General features: G+C 70.4%; 18 protein-coding genes. 13 read left to right on the top strand and 5 right to left on the bottom strand.

The annotated features are described in order from the left end of the window. Positions 1-221: 221 nt before the first annotated feature. The 10 genes from OG574_RS12970 to OG574_RS12925 all read left to right on the top strand — a co-directional run bounded on the left by OG574_RS12970 (position 222) and on the right by OG574_RS12925 (position 12,419). On the top strand, positions 222-2,675 hold the full coding sequence (locus tag OG574_RS12970) for a PQQ-dependent sugar dehydrogenase (protein ID WP_326773343.1): 2,454 nt from the start codon (positions 222-224) through the stop codon (positions 2,673-2,675). Between the two features lie 15 nt (positions 2,676-2,690). Then, positions 2,691-4,049, top strand: a complete 1,359-nt coding sequence (locus tag OG574_RS12965; protein WP_326773342.1) for a ThuA domain-containing protein — start codon at positions 2,691-2,693, stop codon at positions 4,047-4,049. A gap of 94 nt (positions 4,050-4,143) precedes the next feature. Next, on the top strand, positions 4,144-5,262 hold the full coding sequence (locus OG574_RS12960; protein ID WP_326773341.1) for an inositol-3-phosphate synthase: 1,119 nt from the start codon (positions 4,144-4,146) through the stop codon (positions 5,260-5,262). Continuing rightward, complete coding sequence (locus OG574_RS12955) at positions 5,259-6,272, top strand: SCO3242 family prenyltransferase (RefSeq protein WP_326773340.1); 1,014 nt, start codon at positions 5,259-5,261, stop codon at positions 6,270-6,272. The genes OG574_RS12960 and OG574_RS12955 overlap by 4 nt, the downstream gene beginning before the upstream one ends. Further along, positions 6,269-7,123: a sugar phosphate isomerase/epimerase family protein gene (locus OG574_RS12950; protein WP_326773339.1), complete on the top strand. Its 855-nt coding sequence runs from the start codon at positions 6,269-6,271 to the stop codon at positions 7,121-7,123. Before OG574_RS12955 ends, OG574_RS12950 begins: the two co-directional genes overlap by 4 nt. After that, positions 7,120-7,767: an EboA domain-containing protein gene (locus OG574_RS12945; protein ID WP_442816818.1), complete on the top strand. Its 648-nt coding sequence runs from the start codon at positions 7,120-7,122 to the stop codon at positions 7,765-7,767. Before OG574_RS12950 ends, OG574_RS12945 begins: the two co-directional genes overlap by 4 nt. After that, on the top strand, positions 7,767-8,615 hold the full coding sequence (locus OG574_RS12940; protein ID WP_326773338.1) for a TatD family hydrolase: 849 nt from the start codon (positions 7,767-7,769) through the stop codon (positions 8,613-8,615). The genes OG574_RS12945 and OG574_RS12940 overlap by 1 nt, the downstream gene beginning before the upstream one ends. 3 nt (positions 8,616-8,618) lie before the next feature. After that, positions 8,619-9,785 (top strand): metabolite traffic protein EboE, encoded by a 1,167-nt coding sequence (gene eboE / locus OG574_RS12935; protein WP_326773337.1) that lies wholly within the window; start codon positions 8,619-8,621, stop codon positions 9,783-9,785. Then, positions 9,782-11,206, top strand: a complete 1,425-nt coding sequence (locus OG574_RS12930) for a nucleotide pyrophosphatase/phosphodiesterase family protein (protein WP_326773336.1) — start codon at positions 9,782-9,784, stop codon at positions 11,204-11,206. Before eboE ends, OG574_RS12930 begins: the two co-directional genes overlap by 4 nt. Before the next feature lie 52 nt (positions 11,207-11,258). Then, positions 11,259-12,419: a sugar phosphate isomerase/epimerase family protein gene (locus OG574_RS12925; protein ID WP_326773335.1), complete on the top strand. Its 1,161-nt coding sequence runs from the start codon at positions 11,259-11,261 to the stop codon at positions 12,417-12,419. 75 nt (positions 12,420-12,494) lie between these two features. Here the strand turns inward: OG574_RS12925 and OG574_RS12920 are convergent, their stop codons facing one another. The 5 genes from OG574_RS12920 to OG574_RS12900 form a co-directional block, all read right to left on the bottom strand. Further along, positions 12,495-13,880: an OFA family MFS transporter gene (locus tag OG574_RS12920; RefSeq protein WP_326773334.1), complete on the bottom strand. Its 1,386-nt coding sequence runs from the start codon at positions 13,878-13,880 to the stop codon at positions 12,495-12,497. Between the two features lies 1 nt (position 13,881). Further along, positions 13,882-15,267, bottom strand: a complete 1,386-nt coding sequence (locus OG574_RS12915) for an OFA family MFS transporter (RefSeq protein ID WP_326773333.1) — start codon at positions 15,265-15,267, stop codon at positions 13,882-13,884. A gap of 122 nt (positions 15,268-15,389) precedes the next feature. Next, positions 15,390-17,543, bottom strand: coding sequence for an acetate--CoA ligase family protein (locus OG574_RS12910; RefSeq protein ID WP_326773332.1), 2,154 nt, complete (start codon positions 17,541-17,543; stop codon positions 15,390-15,392). 3 nt (positions 17,544-17,546) lie between these two features. Then, a complete protein-coding gene (gene frc / locus OG574_RS12905) occupies positions 17,547-18,779 on the bottom strand; it encodes a formyl-CoA transferase (protein WP_326773331.1) in 1,233 nt (410 codons plus the stop codon). Positions 18,780-18,790: 11 nt separating this feature from the next. Then, positions 18,791-20,473, bottom strand: a complete 1,683-nt coding sequence (locus OG574_RS12900) for a thiamine pyrophosphate-binding protein (protein ID WP_326773330.1) — start codon at positions 20,471-20,473, stop codon at positions 18,791-18,793. Positions 20,474-20,617: 144 nt separating this feature from the next. Between OG574_RS12900 and sucC the strand changes: the two genes are divergently transcribed. The 3 genes from sucC to OG574_RS12885 all read left to right on the top strand — a co-directional run bounded on the left by sucC (position 20,618) and on the right by OG574_RS12885 (position 24,464). After that, positions 20,618-21,748 (top strand): ADP-forming succinate--CoA ligase subunit beta, encoded by a 1,131-nt coding sequence (gene sucC / locus OG574_RS12895; RefSeq protein WP_326773329.1) that lies wholly within the window; start codon positions 20,618-20,620, stop codon positions 21,746-21,748. Between the two features lie 43 nt (positions 21,749-21,791). Continuing rightward, positions 21,792-22,670 carry a succinate--CoA ligase subunit alpha gene (gene sucD, locus OG574_RS12890; RefSeq protein WP_326773328.1) on the top strand — a complete coding sequence of 293 codons (879 nt, stop codon included), beginning with the start codon at positions 21,792-21,794 and terminating at the stop codon, positions 22,668-22,670. Between the two features lie 198 nt (positions 22,671-22,868). Beyond that, positions 22,869-24,464, top strand: coding sequence for an aldehyde dehydrogenase family protein (locus OG574_RS12885; RefSeq protein WP_326773327.1), 1,596 nt, complete (start codon positions 22,869-22,871; stop codon positions 24,462-24,464). Positions 24,465-24,473: the final 9 nt, after the last annotated feature.

Here is a 24,473-nt window from a genome sequence, read left to right as displayed (position 1 = left end):
GGCCACGTTTGTCCTGCGCGGGGAAAAAGTCAACTCCTTTGCTGTGCAAGGGCTTTCCGTCCCGGACAAACGTGGCTACGGTCCAATGCTGTACAGGACACGCAGTCAGGACACGCACAGTTCCGGGGTGACGGCGCACCCCGGCGTACCGATCGCACCCGCCCCAAGCGCATGCGCGACACGCACCCGTCCGTACGCACGCCCTTTTCCGGAGGAACTCCGTGCACAGGAAACGCCCGAGATTCCGCAAGGCACTCGCACTCCTCACCGGCTCACTTCTCGCCGGAGCCTCATTCGCGATCGGCGCCCCCCACGCCGGCGCGGCGCCCGCCCCCGACGCCGCGGCCGCCGCGGAGGACTTCCAGCAGGTCACCCTCGCCAAGGGTGCCGAAGAGGTCGGCGAGCCCATGTCGCTCGCCGTCCTGCCGGACCGCAAGGTCCTGCACACCTCGCGCGACGGCGTCCTGCGCCTGACCGACGAGAACGGCACCACCAAGGTCGCCGGCAAGCTCGACGTCTACTCCCACGACGAAGAGGGCCTCCAAGGCGTCGGCGTGGACCCGAAGTTCAGCGACAACCACTTCATCTACCTCTATTACGCGCCGCCGCTCGACACCCCCGCGGGCGACGCCCCGAACGACGGCACGGCTGCGGACTTCAAGCCCTTCGACGGCCACAACCAGCTCTCGCGCTTCGTGCTCAACGCGGACGGCACGCTCGACAACGCCAGCGAGAAGAAGATCCTGGAGATCCCCACCTCGCGCGGCATCTGCTGCCACGTGGGCGGCGACATCGACTTCGACAAGGACGGCAACCTCTACCTGTCGACGGGCGACGACTCCAACCCGTTCTCCTCCGACGGCTACACACCGATCGACGAGCAGGCCACCCGCAACCCGGCCTACGACGCCCGGCGTTCGGCCGGCAACAGCAACGACCTGCGCGGCAAGGTCCTGCGCATCAAGGTCAACGACGACGCCACGTACTCCATACCCGACGGCAACCTCTTCGCCCCGGGCACGGACAAGACCCGCCCCGAGATCTACGCGATGGGCTTCCGCAACCCGTTCCGGATCAGCGTCGACAAGCCGACCGGCATCGTCTACGTCGGTGACTACGGCCCCGACGCCGGCACCGCCGACCCGAAGCGCGGCCCCGCGGGCCAGGTCGAGTTCAACCGCATCACCAAGGCCGGCAACTTCGGCTGGCCGTACTGCACCGGCAACAACGACGCGTACATCGACTACGACTTCGCCACCAAGACGTCCGGCGCCGCCTTCGACTGCGCCGCGCCGAAGAACACCTCGCCCCACAACACGGGCATCGTCGACCTGCCGCCCGCCCAGCCGGCCTGGATCCCCTACGACGGGGGCTCCGTGCCCGAGTTCGGCACCGGCTCCGAGTCCCCGATGGGCGGCCCGGTCTACCGCTACGACGCCGCGAACACCTCGCCCGTGAAGTTCCCCGAGGCCTACGACGGCAACTTCTTCGCCGGTGAGTTCGGCCGGCAGTGGATCAAGCGGATCGAGCAGGACGCGGACGGCAAGGTCGCCAAGATCAACCCGTTCCCGTGGACCGGTACGCAGGTGATGGACATGGCCTTCGGGCCGGACGGCGCGCTGTATGTCCTGGACTACGGCCTGTCCTGGTTCGGCGGCGACGAGAACTCCGGCCTCTACCGCATCGAGAACGCGACCGACGGCCACTCGCCCGTCGTCGACGCCAAGGTCGACAAGACCTCGGGCCAGGCCCCGCTCAAGGCCCGCTTCTCCTCGACCGCGTCCGACGCCGACAGCGACGCGCTGACGTACTCCTGGAACTTCGGCGACGGCACCACCGGCACGGGCGCCGCCCCCAGCCACACGTACAAGAAGAACGGCACCTACACCGCGACCGTCACCGCCAAGGACACGACGGGCCGCACCGGCAGCGCCGACGCCCACATCGTCGTCGGCAACACCGCGCCCAAGGTGACCCTCGAACTCCCCGCGGACGGCCAGCTGTTCACCTTCGGTGACGAGGTGCCCTTCAAGGTGAAGGTCACCGACCCCGAGGACGGGACGATCGACTGCTCCAAGGTCAAGGTCACGCACATCCTCGGCCACGACAGCCACGGCCACCCGATCACCTCGGCCAACGGCTGCTCCGGCACCCTCAAGACCTCCGCGGACAGCGAGCACGACCCGAACGCCAACATCTTCGGGGTCTTCGACGCCGAGTACACCGACCAGGGTGCCAACGGCCAGCCCGCGCTGACCACCCACGACCAGAGCGTCACTCAGCAGAAGCACCGCCAGGCCGAGCACTACGGCGACTCCAAGGGCGTCAGCATCACCGCCCACACCCCGGCGGAGGGCGGCAAGACGGTCGGCGACATCAACAACGGCGACTGGATCTCCTTCAAGCCGTACGTCCTGAGCAACGTCAAGTCGTTCAGCGCGAGCGTCGCGTCCGCCGGCAGCGGCGGCACGCTGGAGATCCGCAGCGGCTCCGCCACCGGACGCCTCCTCGGCAGCGCCAAGGTCGAACCCACCGGGTCCTGGGAGACGTACAAGGACGTCACCGGCACCATCAGCAAGGCGCCCGCCACGACCACGACGCTCTTCCTGGTCTTCAAGGGTGCGGGCACCGACGCCCTGTTCGACGTGGACGACTTCACCTTCACCACCGGCTGAGGAAGGAGCAGGACTGTGCGCACCTCCACCCGTATCGCGCTCGCGGCCTCCGCGGCCGCCCTGCTCATCGGCTGCGTCTCCGCTCCCGCGTCCTCCTCACCGGGGGACGCGGGGGCGGGGGGCCGGGTCCTGGTCTTCTCCAAGACCGCGGGCTTCCGCCACGACTCGATCCCCGAGGGGATCGCCGCCGTGCGGGACCTGGGCGCGGCAGGCGGCTTCGCCGTCGACGCCACCGAGGACGCCGGCGCCTTCACCGACGCCAATCTGCGCCGCTACGACGCCGTCGTCTTCCTCTCCACCACCGGTGACGTGCTCGGCGCCGACCAGCAGACGGCCTTCGAGCACTACATCGAGAAGGGCGGCGGCTACGTCGGCGTCCACGCGGCCGCCGACACCGAGTACGACTGGCCCTTCTACGGCGGCCTCGCCGGCGCCTACTTCCAGGATCACCCGGCGATCCAGCCCGCCACCGTCAAGGTCGAGGACCGGGGCAACCCGGCCACCGCCCACCTCGCCCCGACGTGGAACCGCACGGACGAGTGGTACAACTACCGCTCCAACCCGCGCGAGCACGCCCACGTCCTCGCCTCGCTCGACGAGTCGTCGTACACCGGCGGCACCATGGCGGGCGACCACCCCATCTCCTGGTGCCAGAACTACCGGGGCGGCCGCTCCTTCTACACCGGCGCGGGTCACACCAAGGAGTCGTACGCCGACCCGGCCTTCCGGCAGCACCTGCTCGGCGGGATCCGCTGGGCGAGTGGCGCCGCGCAGGCCGACTGCCGGCCCGAGAGCGGCTACACGTCCCTGTTCGACGGGACCGCCGAGTCGCTCAAGGACTGGAAGCAGGCCGGACCCGGCTCCTTCGAGCTCTCGGACGACGGCACGCTCACCTCGGCCGGCGGCATGGGAATGCTCTGGTACGCGGGCCGCCCGCTCGGCTCGTACTCCCTGAAGCTCGACTGGAAGATGGCCGGGGACGACAACTCCGGTGTCTTCGTGGGCTTCCCGGAGTCCGACGACCCCTGGTCGGCCGTGAACAACGGCTACGAGGTCCAGATCGACGCGACCGACGCACCCGACCGCACCACCGGGTCCGTCTACAGCTTCCGGTCCGCCGATGTGAAGAAGCGTGATCGTGCGCTGAACCCGCCGGGGGAGTGGAACACGTACGAGATCCGGGTCGAGGGCGAGCACCTGCGGATCTGGCTCAACGGCGTGAAGGTCAACGACTTCACCAACACCGACCCGGCCCGGAGCCTGCGCGACGGGTACGTCGGGATCCAGAACCACGGCAATGACGACCAGGTGTCCTTCCGTGACATCCGGGTCAAGGACCTGCCCGCGAAGCCGGGCGCCGGGTCCGGCCACTAGACGGCGGCGGGCGGGGGACGCCGGACCCCCGCCCGCCGTCCCGCACCACCACCGCAACTCCGGCCCTGGTTCGCGTACGACAAGGAGGCTGCCCATGTCCGCCGAACCCACTTCCCCCACCGCCCGCTTCGGAGTCTGGCTCATCGGGGCCCGTGGCTCCGTCGCCACCACCGCGGTCGCGGGCTGCGCCGCCGTCGGCGCGGGCCTGCACCCCCCGACCGGCATGGTCACCGAGACCGAACCCTTCGCCGGCGCCGGGCTCCCCGCGCTGTCGTCACTCGTCTTCGGCGGGCACGACACCGTCGACTGTCCGCTGCCCAAACGCGCCGAACACCTCGCCGCCGGAGGCGTCCTGCCGCACGGCCTGCCGGCCGCGGTCGGCGCCGAACTCGCCGCCGCCGACCGGGAGATACGCCCGGGAGGCCCCCAGCCGGGGGACTCCCGCTCCGACGACGAACTCATCGCCGCCTTCGCCGCCGACATCAGGGACTTCGCCGACCGCGGCGGACTCGCCGGCGCCGTCGTCGTGAACGTGGCGTCCACGGAACCCGCCCCCGACAGCAGCCGGCTGCCCGCCAGCTCCCTCTACGCGGCGGCCGCCCTGCGCGCGGGCTGCCCGTACGTCAACTTCACCCCCTCCACCGGCCTGCACCACCCCGCGCTCGCCGAACTCGCCGCCACCAGCGGCCTGCCCCACGCGGGCCGCGACGGCAAGACGGGCCAGACCCTGCTGCGGTCCGTGCTCGCGCCGATGTTCCTCCAGCGCTCCCTGTCCGTGCGTGCCTGGTCCGGCACCAACCTCCTCGGCGGCGGCGACGGTGCCGCGCTCGCCGACCCCGGCGCCGCGGCGGCGAAGAACGCGGGCAAGGAACGCGTCCTCGCCGACGCGCTCGGGGCCGCGCCCGAGGGCGAGGTCCACATCGACGACGTGCCCGCGCTCGGGGACTGGAAGACCGCCTGGGACCACATCGCCTTCGACGGGTTCCTCGGCTCCCGCATGATCCTCCAGACGATCTGGCAGGGCTGCGACTCCGCGCTCGCCGCCCCCCTCGTCCTCGACCTGGCCCGCCTTCTCCTGCGCGCCCACGAGAAGGGCGTCGAGGGGCCCCTGCCGGAGCTCGGCTTCTACTTCAAGGACCCCGACGGCGACGCGTCCCCGGCGCTCGCCGAGCAGTACGCGACACTGGTCGGCTTCGCCGGACGCCTGCGGTGACCGGCCGCGGAGAGCACCTGCGTGCCTGGGCCGAACTCCTGCGCCTGCCCGCCCTGTTCACCGTCCCCGGCGATGCCCTCGCGGGCGCGTCGGCGGTGGGCCTGCGCCCCGGCCGTGGCACCTTCCTCGCCATCGGGTCGTCCCTGTGCCTCTACGAGGCCGGCATGGCCCTCAACGACTGGGCGGACCGCGCCGAGGACGCCGTGGACCGCCCGCACCGCCCGCTGCCGTCAGGGCGAATCCGCCCCGCAGCGGCCCTCGCGGCAGCGGGCGCCTTCACAGCGGGAGGTCTGGCCCTGGCACACCGGGCGGGCCGCCCGGCGACACTGCTGGCCACCGCGCTGGCCGGCACGGTCTGGGCGTACGACCTGGGCCTGAAGAGGACCCAGGCGGGTCCGGTGGCCATGGCAGCGGCGAGAGGGCTGGACGTCCTGCTCGGGGCAGCGGCCACCGCACCCCGCTGTGGGCAGGCGTTCAGCAAGGCGATGGGGGACCCCTCTGATCGAGCGAAGCCGAGAGCTTGGGGAAGGGTCGGCACAGCACCAGGCTCCGGGGGCCAGGAACACGGCCTGGGGGCCGCTCTCCCCACAGCGACGACAATCGCCGCCCACATCCTCGCCGTCACCACGGTGTCCCGCAACGAAACCCAGGGAGGCAACACCGCCGCCCCTCTGGCCGCCCTGGCCGCGTCCCTCACCCTGGCCCGGTGGACGGGCCGTACCCACGAACTCCCGGCAGGCCGGCGGGTAGCAGCCGCCCCCGGCCTGTCGGGATCCATCACCACGGCCCTGGCGGCCGCCTACGCGGGGGCGACGGCCCGCCCCTACTTCCACGCGGCCCTCAACCCCTCCCCACCCCTCACCCAACGCGCCGTGGGCGCGGGCATCCGTTCCCTGATCCCCCTCCAGGCGGCCCTGGCCGCCAGGGCCGGCGCCCCCAGGACCGCCTTGATCACCGCCGCTCTCGCGCCGCTCGCGCGGCGCATCGCACCGAAGGTGAGCGTCACATGACCATCCGCTGGGGATACGGCACGAACGGCCTCACCGACCTGCGCCTGGAGGACGCCCTCGCCGTCCTCGCCGACCTGGGATACGACGGAGTCGGTCTCACCCTCGACCACATGCACCTGGACCCCCTGGTCCCCGACCTCCCCACCCGCACCCGGCAGGTGGCCCGCGTCCTCGACCGGCACGGCCTGACCGTCACCGTCGAGACCGGCGCCCGCTACGTCCTCGACCCGCGCCGCAAGCACGGCCCCTCGCTCCTCGACCCCGACCCGGACGCCAGGGCCGCCCGCACCCGGCTCCTCATCAGGGCCGTGCAGGTGGCCGCCGACCTCGGCGCCCACGCCGTGCACTGCTTCAGCGGCATCACCCCGGACGGCACGGACGACGGCACCGCGTGGAAGCGGCTCGCCGACGCGCTCGCCCCCGTCCTCGACGCGGCCTCCGCCGCCGGCGTCCCGCTCGCCATCGAGCCCGAGCCCGGCCACCTCCTGGGCTCACTCGCCGACTTCCACTACCTCCGCGAGGAGTTCGGCGGGCCGGATGCGCTCGGCCTGACCCTGGACATCGGCCACTGCCAGTGCCTGGAGCCGCTGCCGCCCGCCGACTGCGTGCGTGAGGCCGCCCCATGGCTGAAGCACGTACAGATCGAGGACATGCGGCGCGGTGTCCACGAACACCTTCCGTTCGGCGAAGGCGAGATCGACTTCCCGCCGGTGCTCGAAGCCCTCGAAGCCACCGGCTACCAGGGACTGACGGTCGTGGAACTGCCCCGCCACTCCCACGCGGGGCCCCGACTCGCGGAGGAATCCCTGCGGTTCCTGCGACGCGTCGCCGCCGAAGGAGGCACCCCGTGACCGGCACACCTCCCGGCATCGCGGCCCTCCGCGCCCGCACCGACGCCTCCCTCGGCGAAACCGCCCGCACCTGGCTCGACAAGGCCACGGCAGAGGCGGCGGCTGAGGATACGGGCGGTCAACAGGCGCAAGCAGTATGGGAGTTGAGGTTCGCCGAAGCGGGGCGCCGCTGTGGCGCCGAGCACGCCGACAGTGCCCGCGTCGTCCTCCTGCACGCGGCCCGCGCCGACACCGCCACCCTCACCCGCCTCTACGAACAGGGCGCCGCCGCCGAACGCCGCGCCGTCCTCACGGCCCTGCCCCACCTCGTACCAGGGCCCGAAGCGCTGTCCCTCGTCGAGGACGCGCTGCGCACGAACGACACCCGGCTGGTCGCCGCCGCCGTCGGCCCCTACGCCGCCGAGCACCTCACCGCGCACCACTGGCGGCACGCCGTCCTGAAGTGTCTCTTCACCGGCGTGCCGGTGTCCGCCGTCGCCGACCTCGCCGAACGGGCGCGCGGAGACGCCGAACTCGCCCGCATGCTCGGCGACTACGCGCGCGAGCGCACCGCCGCGGGCCGCCCCGTCCCCGACGACCTGCACCGCGTACTGGCCCTGACCCCCCTGGTCGTGCCCCCTCCCCCCAAGGCCGAGGAGTCCTGATGCGCATCTTCGACCCGCACATCCACATGACGTCGCGCACCACCGACGACTACGAGGCCATGTACGCCGCGGGCGTACGGGCGATCGTCGAGCCGTCCTTCTGGCTCGGCCAGCCCCGCACCTCGCCCGCCTCGTTCTTCGACTACTTCGACGCGCTCCTCGGCTGGGAGCCGTTCCGTGCCGCGCAGTACGGGATCGCCCACCACTGCACCCTCGCCCTCAACCCCAAGGAGGCGAACGACCCGCGCTGCACGCCCGTCCTCGACGCGCTGCCGCGCTACCTCGTCAAGGACAACGTCGTCGCCGTGGGCGAGATCGGCTACGACTCGATGACCCCCACCGAGGACACCGCGCTCGCCGCGCAGCTCCAGCTCGCCGCGGACCACGAACTCCCCGCGCTCGTGCACACCCCGCACCGCGACAAGCTCGCCGGACTGCGCCGGACCCTGGACGTCGTACGCGAGTCGGACCTGCCGCTCGACCGGGTGCTGATCGACCACCTCAACGAGACCACGGTGAAGGAGGCCAAGGACGCGGGCTGCTGGCTCGGGTTCTCCGTCTATCCCGACACCAAGATGGACGAGGAGCGGATGGTCGCGATCCTCACCGAGTACGGACCCGAGCAGGTCCTCGTCAACTCGGCCGCGGACTGGGGCAAGAGCGACCCCCTCAAGACCCGCGAGGTCGCCGACGCGATGCTGAAGGCCGGCTTCACCGAGGACGACGTCGACCGCGTCCTGTGGCGCAACCCCGTCGCGTTCTACGGCCTCAGCGGCCGGCTCGACCTCGACGTCGCCGGGACCGACGCCACCCACGAGGGCAACTCCATCCTGCGCGGCGGGGCGTGAGCGATGCGCTTCCGCCACCCCGACGGGTCCACCGTCCACCTCGCGTACTGCACCAACGTCCACCCCGCCGAGACCCTGGACGGCGTGCTGGCCCAGCTGCGCGACCACTGCGAACCCGTCCGCAAGCGCCTCGGCCGCGACCGGCTCGGCATCGGCCTGTGGCTCGCCAAGGACGCCGCGCGCGCCCTCACCACCGACCCCGTCGCCCTGCGCGGCCTGCGCACCGAACTCGACCGCCGCGGCCTCGAAGTCGTCACCCTCAACGGCTTCCCGTACGAGGGGTTCGGCGCCGAAGAGGTCAAGTACCGCGTGTACAAGCCCGACTGGGCCGACCCGGAGCGCCTCGCGCACACCGCCGACCTGGCCCGGCTCCTCGCCGCGCTGCTCCCCTCCGACATCACCGAGGGCACCATCTCCACGCTGCCCCTCGCCTGGCGCGCCATCGACCCGGCCAGCCGGGACGTCGCGTACGTCGCGCTCACGACCCTCGCCGAGCGGCTCGACGCCCTGGAGGAGCTGACCGGCCGCTCCATCCGCATCGGCCTCGAACCCGAGCCGGGCTGCACCGTCGAGACGACCGGCGACGCGATCGCCCCGCTCACGGCCGTGGCCCGCGACCGCATCGGCGTCTGCGTCGACACCTGCCATCTCGCCACCTCCTTCGAGGACCCGGCCACCGCACTCGACGCCCTCGCCGCCGCCGGCATCCCCGTCGTCAAGTCCCAGCTCTCCGCGGCCCTGCACGCCGAGCACCCAGAAAGGGCCGAGGTCCGCGAGGCGCTCGCCGCGTTCGACGAACCCCGCTTCCTGCACCAGACCCGCACCCTCACCCCCGAAGGGCTGCGCGGCACCGACGACCTGGGCGAGGCACTCGCCGGCGGCGCGCTCCCCGACACCGCGCCCTGGCGCGCCCACTTCCACGTACCGCTGCACGCGGCGCCCGCGGCCCCCCTCACCTCCACGCTCCCGGTGCTGAAGGACACGCTCACCCGCCTGGTCGGCGGCGCGCACCCGCTCACCCGTCACCTGGAGGTCGAGACGTACACCTGGCAGGCGCTCCCGCCCGAGCTGCGCCCCCGCGCCCGCACCCAGCTCGCGGACGGCATCGCCGCCGAGCTCACCCTGGCCCGCGACCTCCTGACGGACCTCGGCCTGAAGGAACTCCCATGACAACTGTCGGCACAGACACCACAGCCGACCGGCCGGGCGTGAGCCCGAACCCGCTGCTCGTCCTGGACGTCGTGGGTCTCACCCCGCGCCTCCTCGACCACATGCCCCAGCTCAAGGCCCTCGGCCGGACGGGGTCGCAGGCCCACCTCGGCACGGTCCTGCCCGCCGTCACCTGCGCCGCCCAGTCGACGTTCCTCACCGGCACCATGCCGTCCGAGCACGGCATCGTCGCCAACGGCTGGTACTTCCGTGAGCTGGGCGACGTACTCCTGTGGCGCCAGCACAACGGACTCGTCGCCGGCGACAAGCTCTGGGACGCGGCCCGCCGCAGCCACCCCGGGTACACGGTCGCCAACATCTGCTGGTGGTACGCCATGGGCGCCGACACCGACATCACCGTCACACCCCGGCCCGTCTACTACGCCGACGGCCGCAAGGAACCCGACTGCTACACCAGGCCACCGGCTCTGCACGACGAACTCACCGAGAAACTCGGCACGTTCCCCCTCTTCCACTTCTGGGGCCCGGGCGCCGACCTCGTCTCCAGCCGGTGGATCGTCGACGCGACCCGGCACATCATGGCCACCCGCCATCCCGACCTGGCACTGGCCTACGTCCCCCACCTCGACTACGACCTCCAGCGCTTCGGCCCCGACGACCCGCGCTCGCACCGGGCCGCCGCCGAACTCGACGCCACCCTCGCCCCGCTGCTCGACGACGCGAAGGCCGAGGGCCGCACGGTCGTCGCCCTGTCCGAGTACGGCATCACCCGCGTCGAGCGGCCCGTCGACATCAACCGCGTCCTGCGCCGCGCCGGCCTCCTCGAAGTGCACACGCAGGACGGCATGGAGTACCTCGACCCGATGACGTCCCGGGCGTTCGCGGTCGCCGACCACCAGATCGCCCACATCTACGTGCGCCGCCCCGAGGACCTCGACACGGTCCGCGAGGCACTGAAAGACGTGCCCGGCATCGAGCAACTCCTCGACGACGAGGGGAAGAAGGCCCACCACCTCGACCACCCCCGCTCCGGCGAACTCGTCGCCGTCGCCGAACCCGACGCCTGGTTCACGTACTACTACTGGCTCGACGACGACCGCGCGCCCGACTTCGCGCAGCTCGTCGAGATCCACCGCAAGCCCGGCTACGACCCCGTCGAGCTGTTCATGGACCCCCAGGACCCCTACGTCAAGGTGAAGGCCGCCGGCGCCCTGGCCCGCAAGAAGCTCGGCATGCGCTACCGCATGGCGGTCGTGCCCCTCGATCCCTCACCCATCCGCGGCAGCCACGGCCGCCTCCCCTTGAGCGACGACAGCCCCGACGGTCCGCTCATCCTCTGTTCCACCCCCCGCGCCGTCACCGGCCGTGTCGCGGCCACCGACGTGAAATCGCTGTTGCTCGACCTGGCCGGTCTCGCATGAGCCCGGTGCGCACCCGCACACGCCCCGCACCCACCCGAGAAAGAGAGAGACCGTGACCGCGTTCAACGATGAATCCGGACCCGGCGACGCCCTGCGCCGCGCTCTCGGCGTCAGCCGCCGCCGCTTTCTGAGCACCTGCACCGCCGCGGGGGCAGCCGCCGTCGCCGCACCCGTCTTCGGCGCATCGCCCGCCCTCGCCCAGAGCACGCACAACGGCGGCCGGGGCGGCGGCCACCACGCCCTCGTCCCGGCATCCAAGCGCGGCATCATCCTCTACACCGTGCGCGACGCCACGGGCAGAGACCCGCTCGCCTCCAACCTCCCGTCCGGCTTCCGCGAGGTCTTCAAGGAGCTCGCCCGTTACGGCTACAAGCAGGTCGAGTTCGCCGGCTACGGCCAGCACGCCAACGCGCCCGGCGGCGCCAACCTCGAATCCGTCGAGGGCGCCAAGCTGCTGCGCTCCTGGCTCGACGAGTACGGCCTGCGGGCCCAGGGCAACCACGGCTTCATCCCGGGGTCGTGGCCGCTCAGCCAGCCCGACCTCGACACGTTCAAGAAGCACCTGGAGATAGCCAACATCCTCGGCATGGACCACATGGGCACCGGTGGCGACCCCACCGGCAGCGCCTACCGGTCCGACTGGGACGTCGCCGCCGACAAGTGGAACGCGCTCGGCAAGATCGCCCACGGCGCCGGCCTCAAGCTGTACACGCACAACCACGACGCGGCGTACGGCTTCCTGCTCGACGGCGGCCCCCTCGACGCGCAGGGCAAGCCGACCCGCAGCTCCGGCATCCGCAAGCTGGAGTACTTCCTCAAGGTGGCCGACCCGAAGACGGTCTGGCTGGAGATGGACATCTTCTGGGCGCACGTGGCCCAGTACAAGTTCCACACCTACACCGCCCACGACGGCTCCCAGCGGGAGAACGTCTTCGACCCGGCGGCGCTCGTGAGCCGCAACAACAAGCGTTACCCGCTGTTCCACGCCAAGGACGGCACGGTCAACGAGACGAACGGCATGGGCTACGACATGGTGCCGTTCGGCACCGGAGTCATCGACTACGAGAAGTTCTTCACCCGCGTCGGGGCGATGAACTACCACAACCCGATGGTCGAGCAGGACAACGCGCCCAGCGACACCGACCTCGGCCAGTCCCTCAAGTACGCGAAGATCGGCTACGACAACCTGGCCGGTCTGCGCAAGAAGCGCTGACGTCGCGACACACATGAGTGGGGCCCGGCCACCAGGCCGGGCCCCACTCCTATGCGTACTTCCGGTGGGTGCGCCCTACGTGGTGGCCACCACCTTTTCCGCCTGCTCGCCCCCGGGCTGCCGCAGCAGCAGGGCCACGGCTGCCGCCACCATCGAGACGCCCCCGGCGAGCGCGTACGCCCCGTTGTAGCCCCACGCGGCGACCACCATGGAGCCGAGCCCGCCGCCGAACAGGCCGCTGACCAGCTTGCCGCTGTACACGAGGCCGTAGTTGGTGGCGTTGTAGTTCTCGCCGAAGTAGTCCGGTGTGAGCGCCGCGAACATCGGGTAGAACGCGCCGCCGCCGAAGCCCGACAGGAACGCGAAGAACAGGAACAGCCACTCACTGTGGATGTCACCCGCCCAGATGACGCCGAACTGGGCGAGGCCCAGGACGACGATGACGAACACCAGGCTCACCTTGCGACCCCAGATGTCCGACAGCCAGCCGACGACCGCACGTCCGACGCCGTTGATGACCGCCATCACACCCATCGACGACGCGGCGACCAGCGGCCCGAAGCCCACCTCCTTGGCGAAGTCCACCTGGAAGGAGATGCCGAAGATCGACACGCCTGCCGTCAGCACGAGGCTGAACCACATGAGCGGCAGCATGCCGGTCCTGACGGCCTCCATGGGCGTGAACTGACGGACGGCGGGCGGGTTCTTGGCGAGGGACTTGGCCTCCTTGTCCGAGCCCGACTTCTTCAGCGGGTCGACCTCGTGCGGCCACCAGTTCTTCGGCGGGTCCCGGAAGAAGAACGCACAGGCGAGTACGACCACCAGCACATAGACACCGATCATGTCGAGCACACGGTGGTAGTTCGACGTGTCGAACGCGTAGTTGAAGATGAAGATGAACGGAAGAGACCCGTACGCGAACCCGCCGTTGACGAAACCGGTCTTGCCGCCTTTTCGCTCCGGGAACCATTTGCCGACCATGTTGATACAGGTCGAGTAGACGAGGCCGGAGCCCAGTCCGCCGATGACACCGAATCCCAGGATCGCCAGCCACACGTTGTTGAAATGGGACAGCGCGAGGAATCCGAACAGGCACAGGAAGGCGCCGACCATGGTGGCCCGCTTGGCGGTCAGGATGCCCTTCTCCCGCATCCATCCGGCCGGGAAGGCGATGCCCGCCTGGAAGAACACCCAGACGCTCAGGATCCAGAAGGTATTCGACTGCGTCCAGCCATGTGCGCTGGACAGGGTGTCCTCCGCCGAACCGTAGGCGTACTCGGAAACGCTGATGGCCATCATCGCGACCCATGGCAGATACACCATGAACTTACGGGAATGGCCGAGGATGTCGCGGTCCGTCTCGCCTACGCGATAGACGCGGCCGTTCTCGTCGGTGATCTCTCGGTACTTGCTACCAGTGGTCGTCGCTGAGTTGCCTGCGGCGATCGGCTCCGCCGTCATATCAAGCCATCTCCTCACCGAGCGGTTGCGGGTTGGGTTGGATGTCACGGGACCTGGACCTGCCGGGTTGGGACAGGAAGAGCGCGATGAAGCCGGCGAAGAAGGAGATGCAGCCCGCCAGGATGAAGGCACCGGAGTGTCCCCAGGCCCCGACGACCACGGCGCCCATCCCCGCGCCAAGGCCGGAGACGAGCTTGGAGCTGTAGACCATGCCGTAGTTGGTGGCGTTGTTGTTCTCGCCGAAGTAGTCCGCGGTGAGCGCCGCGAACATCGGGAAGATGGCGCCGCCGCCGAAACCGGAGATCGCCGAGAAGACCAGGAACAGCGGCAGGTTCTTGGCCTCGGCCGACCAGAGGATGCCGAACTGGGCGAACCCGAGGATGGCGCAGACGGCGAGCAGACACTGCTTGCGGCCGTAGCGGTCGGAGAGCCATCCGATGACGCCGCGCCCGCTGCCGTTGACGAGCGCCTTCAGGGACATCGCGGTGGCAACGATTCCGCCGGCGAAGCCGGCCTCTTCGCCGATGTCCACCTGGAAGGCGATGCCGAAGATGTTCACGCCGGAGGTGCAGGCCAGACAGAACCACATCAGTGCCACTCGGCCGGTTCGCCAGGCCTCCAGCGGGGTGTACTGCTTGACGGCCGGCGGGTTCTTCTCCAGGGAACGCCGGGCGCGCGGGTCCTCCGGCGGATGGAGTGGATCGACGTTCGCAGGCCACCAGTTCTTCGGCGGATCCTTGAAGAAGGAACCGGCGAAAGCGACCATGGCGGCGAGCAGAACGCCCACCGAGAGCAGCACCCACCGGTAGTTGGTCAGGTCCATGTAGCCGGTGAACAGGAAGACGAACGGCACCGAACCGTAGGCGAATCCGCCGTTGACGAAGCCGGTCTTGCCGCCCCTTCGCTCCGGGTACCACTTGCCCACCATGTTGACGCAGGTGGCGTACACCATGCCCGCGCCCATGCCGCTCAGCACGCTGAAGCCGATATAGGCGAAGACGACGTGTGGTGCCAGGGCCAGCGACAGATAGCCCATGAAGGTGCCCGAGGCGCCGATCATCATCGCCCAGCGGGCCGGCAGTCTGCCGCTCTCACGCAGCCTGCCCGCGGGGAAGGCGACCGCGGCCTGGAAGAACACCCAGACGGTCATCATCCAGAAGATGTGCAGGCTGTTCCAGTCGTGCGCGGTGTGCAGGGTGTCCTCGGCGGACGCGAACGCGTACTCGGCGGAGGAGATCCCCATCATGCCCACCCAGGGCAGGATCACCATCCACTTGCGCTTGCGGCCCAAGATGTCGATATCGGTCTCGCCAACCCGGTACACACGGCCGTTGGCGTCCGTCACCTCTCTGTAAGGGACGGAGGTTGATAGATCGGTTGCGGTCATGACGGTCGCACCCCTTGCGTCGAAAGATCTGGCCAGCGCCCCCTGTCCAAATTCCTTTCGCGTGCGCATGGGTCCCGGGGCCGGCCTGCGCGCACCGCCGGCCGGCCCCCAGTCCGGTCACCTCATGAACCGCCCCCCAACAGCCCCGCCGCACGGGCCCACCGGTACTTCGCGCCGAGTGCGGCCACCGGCTTCTCGGTCGTGTACGGGTACGCCACGACCCCGCGCTCGTAGAGGTACTGGCAGGCCTCCTCGACCTCGACGTCGCCCGCGAGCGACGCCACCACGGGCTTCTCGATGCCCCGCGCGCGGAACTCCTCGACCACCCGCGCGGTCAGCTCCGCGAAGACCATCGGCGGGGTGACGATCGTGTGCCAGTAGCCGAGGACGAGGGAGTGGATCCGCGGGTCCTCCAGGCCGAGCCTGATGGTCGCCTCGTACGTCGACGGCGGCTCACCGCCCGTGATGTCGATCGGGTTGCCCGCGGCGCCGAAGGGCGGGATGAAGGCCTTGAACGCGGCGTCCAGATCCTCCGGGATCTCCATCAGGGACAGGCCGTTGTCGACGATGGCGTCCGAGAGCAGTACACCCGAGCCGCCCGCGCCGGTGATGATGACGACGTTGTCACCCTTCGGCGTCGGAAGCACGGGCAGCGCCCGCGCGTACTCGAGCATCTCGTTCAGCCCCGGCGCCCTGATGACGCCTGCCTGCCTGAGGATGTCGTCGTACACCGCGTCGTCGCCCGCGAGGGCTCCCGTGTGCGAACCGGCCGCCTTCGCGCCCGCGCTGGTGCGCCCCGCCTTGAGGACCACGACGGGCTTCTTCGGCACCGTCGCCCGCGCGGCCTCCACGAAGGCCCGCCCGTCCTTCAGGTCCTCCAGGTGCATGGCGATGCACTGGGTGTTGGGGTCCTCACCGAACCAGGTGAGCAGGTCGTCCTCGTCGAGGTCCGACTTGTTGCCGAGCCCGACGATCGCGGAGACACCGGTCTTCGTCGTGCGCGCGAAGCCCAGGATCGCCATGCCGATGCCCCCGGACTGCGAGGTCAGCGCGACCCCGCCCTTCACGTCGTACGGCGTGCAGAACGTGGCGCACAGGTCCTGCCACGTCGAGTAGTAGCCGTAGATGTTCGGCCCGAGCAGGCGTACCCCGTACCGCTCGCCGATCGCCACGATCTCGTCCTGGAGGGCCTGTTCACCGGTCTCCGCGAAGCCGGAGGGGATCAGGACCGCGTTCGGGATCCCCTTGCGTCCCACCTCTTCGAGGGCCGAGGCCACGAACTTGGCGGGGATCGCGAAGACCGCCACATCCACCTCACCCGGGACGTCCGTGACACTCTTGTACGCCTTGCGGCCCAGGATGTCATCGGCCTTGGGGTTCACCGGATGGATCTCCCCGGAGAAACCCCCGTCGATCAGGTTGCGCATGACCGAATTGCCGATCTTGCCCTGCTCGTTGGACGCGCCGATCACCGCGACCGAGCGCGGCTGCATCAGCCGGCGCATCGACCGGAGGATCTCCTCGCGCGAGTACGTGCGCCGCTGCTTCGGCGCCCCGTCGGCGAGGATCACCCGGATGTCGGCGGCGACCGCGCCCTCCGGCGTCGCGATCACGGGGTTGAGGTCGACCTCGGCGATCTCCGGGAAGTCGGTGACCAGTTGGGACACCCGGCGGATCTGCTCGGCCAGCGCCCACCGGTCGACCGGCTGCGCGCCGCGCACCCCGCGCAGCACCTCGGCCGCCCGGATCGAGTCCAGCATGGACACGGCCTCGTCCGCGCCGACCGGCGCGAGCCGGAACGTCACGTCCTTGAGCACCTCGACCAGCACACCGCCGAGCCCGAACGCGACGACCTTCCCGAACGTCGGATCGGTGACGGCCCCGACGATGACCTCCTGCGAGGAGGGCCCGGTCGGCAGCAGATCCTGCACCTGCACGCCCTCGATCCGGGCGTCCGGCGCGTAGGCCCGCGCGTTCTCCACGATCTTGCAGAAGGCGGCCCGCACGTCGGCCGCGCCCTCCACCCCCACGATCACGCCGCCCGCGTCCGTCTTGTGCAGGATGTCGGGGGAGACGATCTTCATCACGACGGGTCCGCCGAAGCGTGCCGCGTACGCGACCGCCTCGTCCACGTCCGTAGCCAGCTCCTCGCCGGGCACGGAGATCCCGTACGCGTCGGCGATCACCTTGCCCTCGGGGGCGGTGAGAGCGCTGCGGCCCTCCGCGCGCACGGACTCGAGCAGCGCCCGTACCGTGAGCTCACGGTCCTCGGCCATCAATCAGATCACTCCGTTCGACTTGAGCAGGCGCAGTTCCTCGTCCCCGAGCCCCAGCTCCCCGACGAACACCTCGGCGTTGTGCTCGCCGAGCAGGGGTGAACTGACCACTTCCACGGGGGAGTCGGAGAGCTTGAGGGGGGAGCCGACCGTGGTGAACGTGCCGCGCTCCGGGTGGGCCACCTCGACGACCATCTCGTTCGCGACGAGCGACTCGTCCTCGATGATCTCCTTGGTGGAGAGGATCGGCCCGCACGGGATGTTGTGCGCGTTGAGCCGCTCGAGCACCTCCCACTTGGGCAGGGTCGAGGACCACTCCTCGATGAGCTGGAACATCTTGTTGAGCTTGGGCAGGCGAGCCTCGGGCGTCGCCCACTCGGGGTCGCCGGCCAGCTCGGGCCGCCCGATCAGCTCGCTCAGCGGCTGCCAGCCGACGGGCTGCACGATGACGTACACGTAGTCGTTCGGGCCGCCGGGCGCGCACTTGACCGCCCAGCCCGGCTGGCCGCCGCCGGACGCGTTGCCCGAACGCGGCACCTCGTCACCGAAATCCTCGTTCGGGTACTCGGCCAACGGGCCGTGTGTCAGACGCTGTTGGTCGCGCAGCTTCACCCGGCACAGGTTGAGCACCGCGTGCTGCATCGCGACGTTCACGCGCTGGCCGCGCCCGGTGTTCTCGCGCTGGAACAGCGCCGCGAGGATGCCGGCGACGGCGTGGATGCCGGTGCCGGAGTCGCCGATCTGCGCGCCGGTGGCCAGCGGCGGACCGTCCTCGAACCCGGTCGTCGCCATCGAGCCGCCCATGGCCTGCGCCACGACCTCGTACGCCTTGAAGTTGGTGTACGGGCCGTCGCCGAAGCCCTTGATGGAGGCGTAGACGATGCGCGGGTTGATCTCCTGGATGCGCTCCCACGTGAAGCCCATCCGGTCGACGGCGCCCGGGCCGAAGTTCTCGACCATGACGTCGGAGCGCCGGATCAGCTCGGTGAGGAGCTCCTTGCCGCGTTCCGTCTTCGTGTTGAGGGTGATGCTCCGCTTGTTGCAGTTGAGCATCGTGAAGTAGAGCGAGTCGACGTCCGGCAGGTCACGCAGCTGCTTGCGCGTGATGTCCCCGGTCGGCGCCTCCAGTTTCACCACGTCCGCGCCGAGCCAGGCGAGGAGCTGGGTCGCGGAGGGCCCGGACTGCACATGGGTCATGTCGAGGACACGGACGCCCTCGAGAGCCTTGGTGGTCATGGCAGGGCTCCTCACTTGTACATGGTCTGGTTCATGGTTCCGGGGGCGTACGCGTCCGGGTCGACCCACACGTTGATCAGCGAGGGCTTCCCGGACTCGCGTGCCCTTCGGAGCGCGGGCGCGATGTCGGCGGGGTCGCGGACCTCTTCGCCGTAACCCCCCAGCATCTGGGCGAACTTGTCGTAGTGGACGTCACCGAGGGTGTTGCCGACGCGCTCGCGCTCGTCGCCGTACTTGGCCTTCTGGCCGTAACGGATCTGGTTCATCGACGAGTTGTTGCCGACGATCCCGACGAAGGGCAGGTTGTAGCGGACGAGGGTCTCGAAGTCCCAGCCCGTCAGCGAGAACGCCCCGTCGCCGAAGAGCGCGACGACCTCCTTGTCGGGCCGCGCCTGCTTGGCGGCGAGGACGAAGGGGATGCCGACGCCGAGGGTGCCCAGCGGCCCCGGGTCCATCCAGTGGCCGGGCGACTTGGGCTGCACGACCTGCCCGGAGAAGGTGACGATGTCGCCGCCGTCCCCGATGTAGATCGAGTCCTCGGTGAGGAAGTCGTTGATTTCGCTGACCAGGCGGTACGGGTGGATGGGAGAGGCGTCGGAGCGAAGGCTCGGCAGCCGCTTCTCGATGGCGGTCTGCTCGGCGGCCCGCAGCTCATCGAGCCACTCCTTGCGCTTGGCGCCCCCGCCGTTGAGCCGTCCGGAGGCGGCCTCGGTGACCGACTTCAGGACGAGGCCCGCGTCGCCGACGATGCCGAGGTCGATGTCGCGGTTCTTGCCGACCGTGCGGTAGTCGAGGTCGATCTGCACGACGGTCGCGTCGGGGGAGAGGCGCTTGCCGTAGCCCATGCGGAAGTCGAAGGGCGTGCCGACGATGATGATGAGGTCGGCGTTCGAGAAGGCGTAGCGGCGCGAGAGCTGGAAGTGGTGCGGGTCGCCGGGCGGCAGGGTGCCGCGGCCCGCGCCGTTCATGTAGGCGGGCACATTGAGGGCGCGGACGAGTTCGATGGCGTCCTCGGTCGCGCGGGTCGTCCACACCTGGCTGCCGAGCAGGATCGCCGGCTTCTCGGCGTGCACGAGGAGGTCGGCGAGCTTCTCGATCGCCTCGGGGTCACCGGCCGAGCGGGTCGAGGCCCGGTACTGGCCGGCCCGGGGTACGCGGGCCTTGTCCACCGGCACCTTGGCGTCGAGGACATCGCGCGGGATCTCCAGGAACGACGGGCCGGGGGCGCCGTGGTAGCACTCGCGGAACGCCATCGACACCATGTCGGCGGCGCGCGCGGTGTCCGGCACGGTCGCGGCGAACTTGGTGATGGGCGTCATCATGTCGACGTGCGGCAGGTCCTGGAGCGAGCCCATCTTGTGCTGGGTGTGCGCGCCCTGGCCGCCGATGAGGAGCATGGGTGACTCCGCGCGGAACGCGTTCGCGACGCCGGTGACGGCGTCGGTGGTGCCCGGTCCCGCGGTGACGACGGCGCAGCCGGGCTTGCCGGTGATGCGCGCGTACCCGTCCGCCGCGTGGGCGGCGACCTGCTCGTGGCGGACGTCGACGACTTCAATGCCTTCGTCGACGCAGCCGTCGTAGATGTCGATGATGTGGCCGCCGCACAGGGTGTAGATGACCTCCACACCTTCTGCCTTGAGCGCCTTGGCGACCAGATGACCACCGGAGATGAGTTCCTGGCTGTCGTCGGGCATGGCGAAGTCCTGTCCCTTCGTAGGGGAGTCGTGCGCTGTCGCAGTACATTGCATACAGTCGACGAATACTGTATGAAGCTTGTTATCCCGCATCCGGTGGGTGGTGTCCAGGGGGCGTGCGGCACTTTTACGGCAGGAGCCGAGATGGACCTGTACGAGCACCAGGCAAGGGAACTCTTCGAAGAACACGGCATCTTGGTGCCGAAGGCCGAGGTCACGGACTCGCCCAAGGAGGCTCGCGAGATCGCGCGCAGGCTGGGCGGCCGCGTCGTCGTCAAGGCGCAGGTGAAGACCGGGGGCCGCGGCAAGGCGGGAGGCGTCAAACTCGCCGCCGACCCGCCCGCCGCCGAACTGACGGCACGCCAGATCCTCGGCATGGACATCAAGGGCCACACCGTCGGCAGGGTCATGCTGGCCCAACCGGTCGACATAGAGAGCGAGTTCTACGTCTCCTACGTCCTCGACCGGGCCGCCGGACGCTTCCTCGCCATCGCCTCCGCCGAGGGCGGCATGGACATCGAGGAGGTCGCGGCGACCCGGCCCGAGGCCGTGGCCCGCATCCCGATCGACCCGGCCGAGGGCGTCACCACGGCGAAGGCGGCACAGATCGCCGAGGCCGCCGGCCTCCCCGACCGGACCGTCGACGTACTGGTCCGCCTCTGGGACGTCCTCACCCGCGAGGACGCCGTACTCGTCGAGGTGAACCCCCTCGTACGCACGAGCGACGGCCAGATCCTCGCCCTCGACGGCAAGGTCACCCTCGACGACAACGCCCGCTTCCGCCAGGAGCGTTGGGGCACCCAGGAGTCCGCCCACGACGACGCCCTCGAAGCGGCCGCCGCGGCCAAGGGCCTCAACTACGTGAAGCTCGACGGCGAGGTCGGCATCATCGGCAACGGCGCCGGGCTCGTCATGTCGACGCTCGACGTGGTCGCGGGCTGCGGCGCCCGCCCCGCCAACTTCCTCGACATCGGCGGAGGCGCCTCCGCGCAGGTCATGGCCGACGGCCTCTCCGTCATCCTGTCCGACCCGGCGGTGAAGTCCGTCTTCGTGAACGTCTTCGGCGGCATCACCGCCTGTGACGCCGTCGCCGACGGCATCGTCCAGGCCCTGGAGTCCGTACGGCTGACCAAACCGCTCGTCGTCCGCCTCGACGGGAACAGCGCCGTCCAGGGCCGCGCCATCCTCGACGGCCGCGCCCACCCCCTCGTCGAACAGGCCACCACCATGGACGGCGCCGCGCGCCGGGCCGCCGAACTCGCCAACGCGGGCTAAGGAGCCGGGACATGGCGATCCACCTCACCAAGGAGAGCGGGACATGGCGATCTACCTGACCAAGGAGAGCAAGGTCCTCGTCCAGGGCATGACCGGCGCCGAGGGCATGAAGCACACCCGGCGCATGCTCGCCGCCGGCACGAACGTCGTGGGCGGCGTCAATCCGCGCAAGGCGGGCCGGAGCGTCGACTTCGACGACCGCGCCGTACCGGTATTCGGCTCCGTCGCCGAGGGCATCGCGGCCACCGGCGCCGACGTCACCGTCGTCTTCGTACCGCCCGTCTTCGCCAAGGCCGCCGTCACGGAGGCCGCCGACGCGGGCATTCCGCTGGCCGTCGTCATCACGGAGGGCATCCCCGTCCACGACGCGGTGACCTTCCACGCGTACGCCGCCGCGAAGGGCACCCGCATCATCGGTCCCAACTGCCCCGGCCTGATCACGCCCGGCCAGTCCAACGCCGGCATCATCCCCGCCGACATCACCAAGGCGGGCCGCATCGGCCTCGTCTCCAAGTCGGGCACCCTCACCTACCAGCTCATGTACGAACTGCGCGACATCGGCTTCTCCACCTGCGTCGGCATCGGTGGCGACCCCGTCATCGGCACGACGCACATCGACTGCCTCGCCGCGTTCCAGGACGACCCCGACACCGACCTGATCGTCCTCATCGGGGAGATCGGCGGCGACGCGGAGGAGCGCGCCGCGGCCTATGTCCGCGACCACGTCACCAAGCCCGTCGTCGCCTACATCGCCGGGTTCACCGCCCCCGAGGGCAAGACCATGGGGCACGCGGGCGCGATCGTCTCCGGCTCCTCCGGAACGGCGCAGGCAAAGAAGGAGGCCCTGGAAGCGGCCGGGGTCCGCGTCGGCTCCACCCCGACGGAGACGGCCCGCCTGGTACTCGACCGCTTGGCGGACTGACGCGTACAGCGCGAGTGGGGAGCGAGCCCACCGGGCAACCTCCCCACTCCATCCCCCACTCCATCCCCCACTCCATCCCCCACTCCATCCCCCACTCCATCCCCCACTCCATCCCCCACTCCATCCCCCACTCCATCCCCCCCCCGCACCAGCCATGCACCCCCGCCCCGACTGTGCACCGTGAGCGGAGAACCCGAGATGGCAAGCAACCCCAAGTCCCGCACCCCTGGCCCCGACGCCCCCGACCCCGAGGCCCCGGCGGCGACCACCCTCAAGGCCGGCACCTCCTGGCACGACGCCTGGCAGCGCTGCCTCGCCGTCGCCCCCGAGGCGTTCCGCGACGACCGTGTACTCAACCTGTGGAACGGCACCTGGCAGGCCGACGGCCGCGCGCTGCCCGCCAGTACGCCCGTCGACGGCAGTCCCATCGCCGGGCCGCCCCGCCTCGACGCCGCCACCGCCCACCGGGCGGTGCGCGCCTCCCTGGACCAGCACCGCGCCTGGCGGCACATCCCGCTCGACGAGCGCCGCGCCCGCGTCGGCGCCACCCTCGACGCCCTCACCCAGCACCGCGAACTCCTCGCACTCCTCCTCGTCTGGGAGATCGGCAAGCCCTGGCGCCTCGCCCAGGCCGATGTCGACCGCGCCATCGACGGGGTGCGCTGGTACGTCGACGGCATCGAGCCGATGGTCCAGGGCCGCGCCCCGCTCGACGGCCCCGTCTCGAACATCGCCAGCTGGAACTACCCGATGAGCGTCCTCGTGCACGCGGTCCTGATCCAGGCACTCGCCGGCAACGCGGTCATCGCCAAGACCCCCACCGACGGCGGCGTCGCCTGCCTCACCCTGGCCTGCGCACTCGCCGCCCGCGAGGGCATTCCCGTCACCCTCGTCAGCGGCAGCGGAGGCGAACTCTCCGAAGCGCTGGTGCGGGCGCCCGAGATCGGCTGCGTCTCGTTCGTCGGCGGCCGCGACACCGGAGCCGCCGTCGCCACGGCCGTCGCCGACCTCGGCAAGCGCCACATCCTCGAACAGGAGGGCCTCAACACCTGGGGCATCTGGAACTGCTCCGACTGGGACAAGCTCGCGGGGGTCATCCCCAAGCTGTTCGACTACGGCAAGCAGCGCTGCACCGCGTACCCGCGCTTCGTCGTCCAGCGCAGCCTGTTCGACGACTTCCTGGCCGCGTATCTGCCGGCTGTACGCACCCTGCGCGTCGGCCACCCCCTCGCGGTGACGAACCCCCAAGACCCCTACCCCCAGCTGGACTTCGGCCCGCTGGTCAACGCAGCGAAGGCAAAGGAACTCAACGACCAGGTCGCCGAGGCCATCGACCGAGGCGCCGTCCCCCTGCACCGCGGCGCCCCGGACCCCGCCCGCTTCCTCCCCGGCCAGGACACAAGCGCGTACGTCCACCCGGTCACGCTCCTGAGCCCACCCCCCTCCTCCCCTCTCCACCACGCCGAACCGTTCGGCCCCGTCGACACGATCGTCCTGGTCGACACCGAGGCGGAGCTGCTCGCCGCGATGAACGCCTCCAACGGCGCGCTGGTCGCCACCCTCTCCACGGACGACGACGCGACGTACGACCGCCTCGCCCCCCAGATCCGCGCCTTCAAAACGGGCCGGGGCAAGCCGCGCTCGCGCGGCGACAGGGACGAACTGTTCGGCGGCTTCGGCGCGTCCTGGCGCGGCGCGTTCGTGGGCGGCGAGCTGCTGGTGCGGGCGGTCACCGAGGGGCCCGAGGGCGAGCGCCTCCCGGGCAACTTCCCGGACTACCACCTGATGCCGTAACCCTCACGG

This window comes from Streptomyces sp. NBC_01445, from assembly GCF_035918235.1.
Classification (GTDB): Bacteria; Actinomycetota; Actinomycetes; order Streptomycetales; family Streptomycetaceae; genus Streptomyces.
This window is presented reverse-complemented; position numbering and strand designations above follow the sequence as displayed.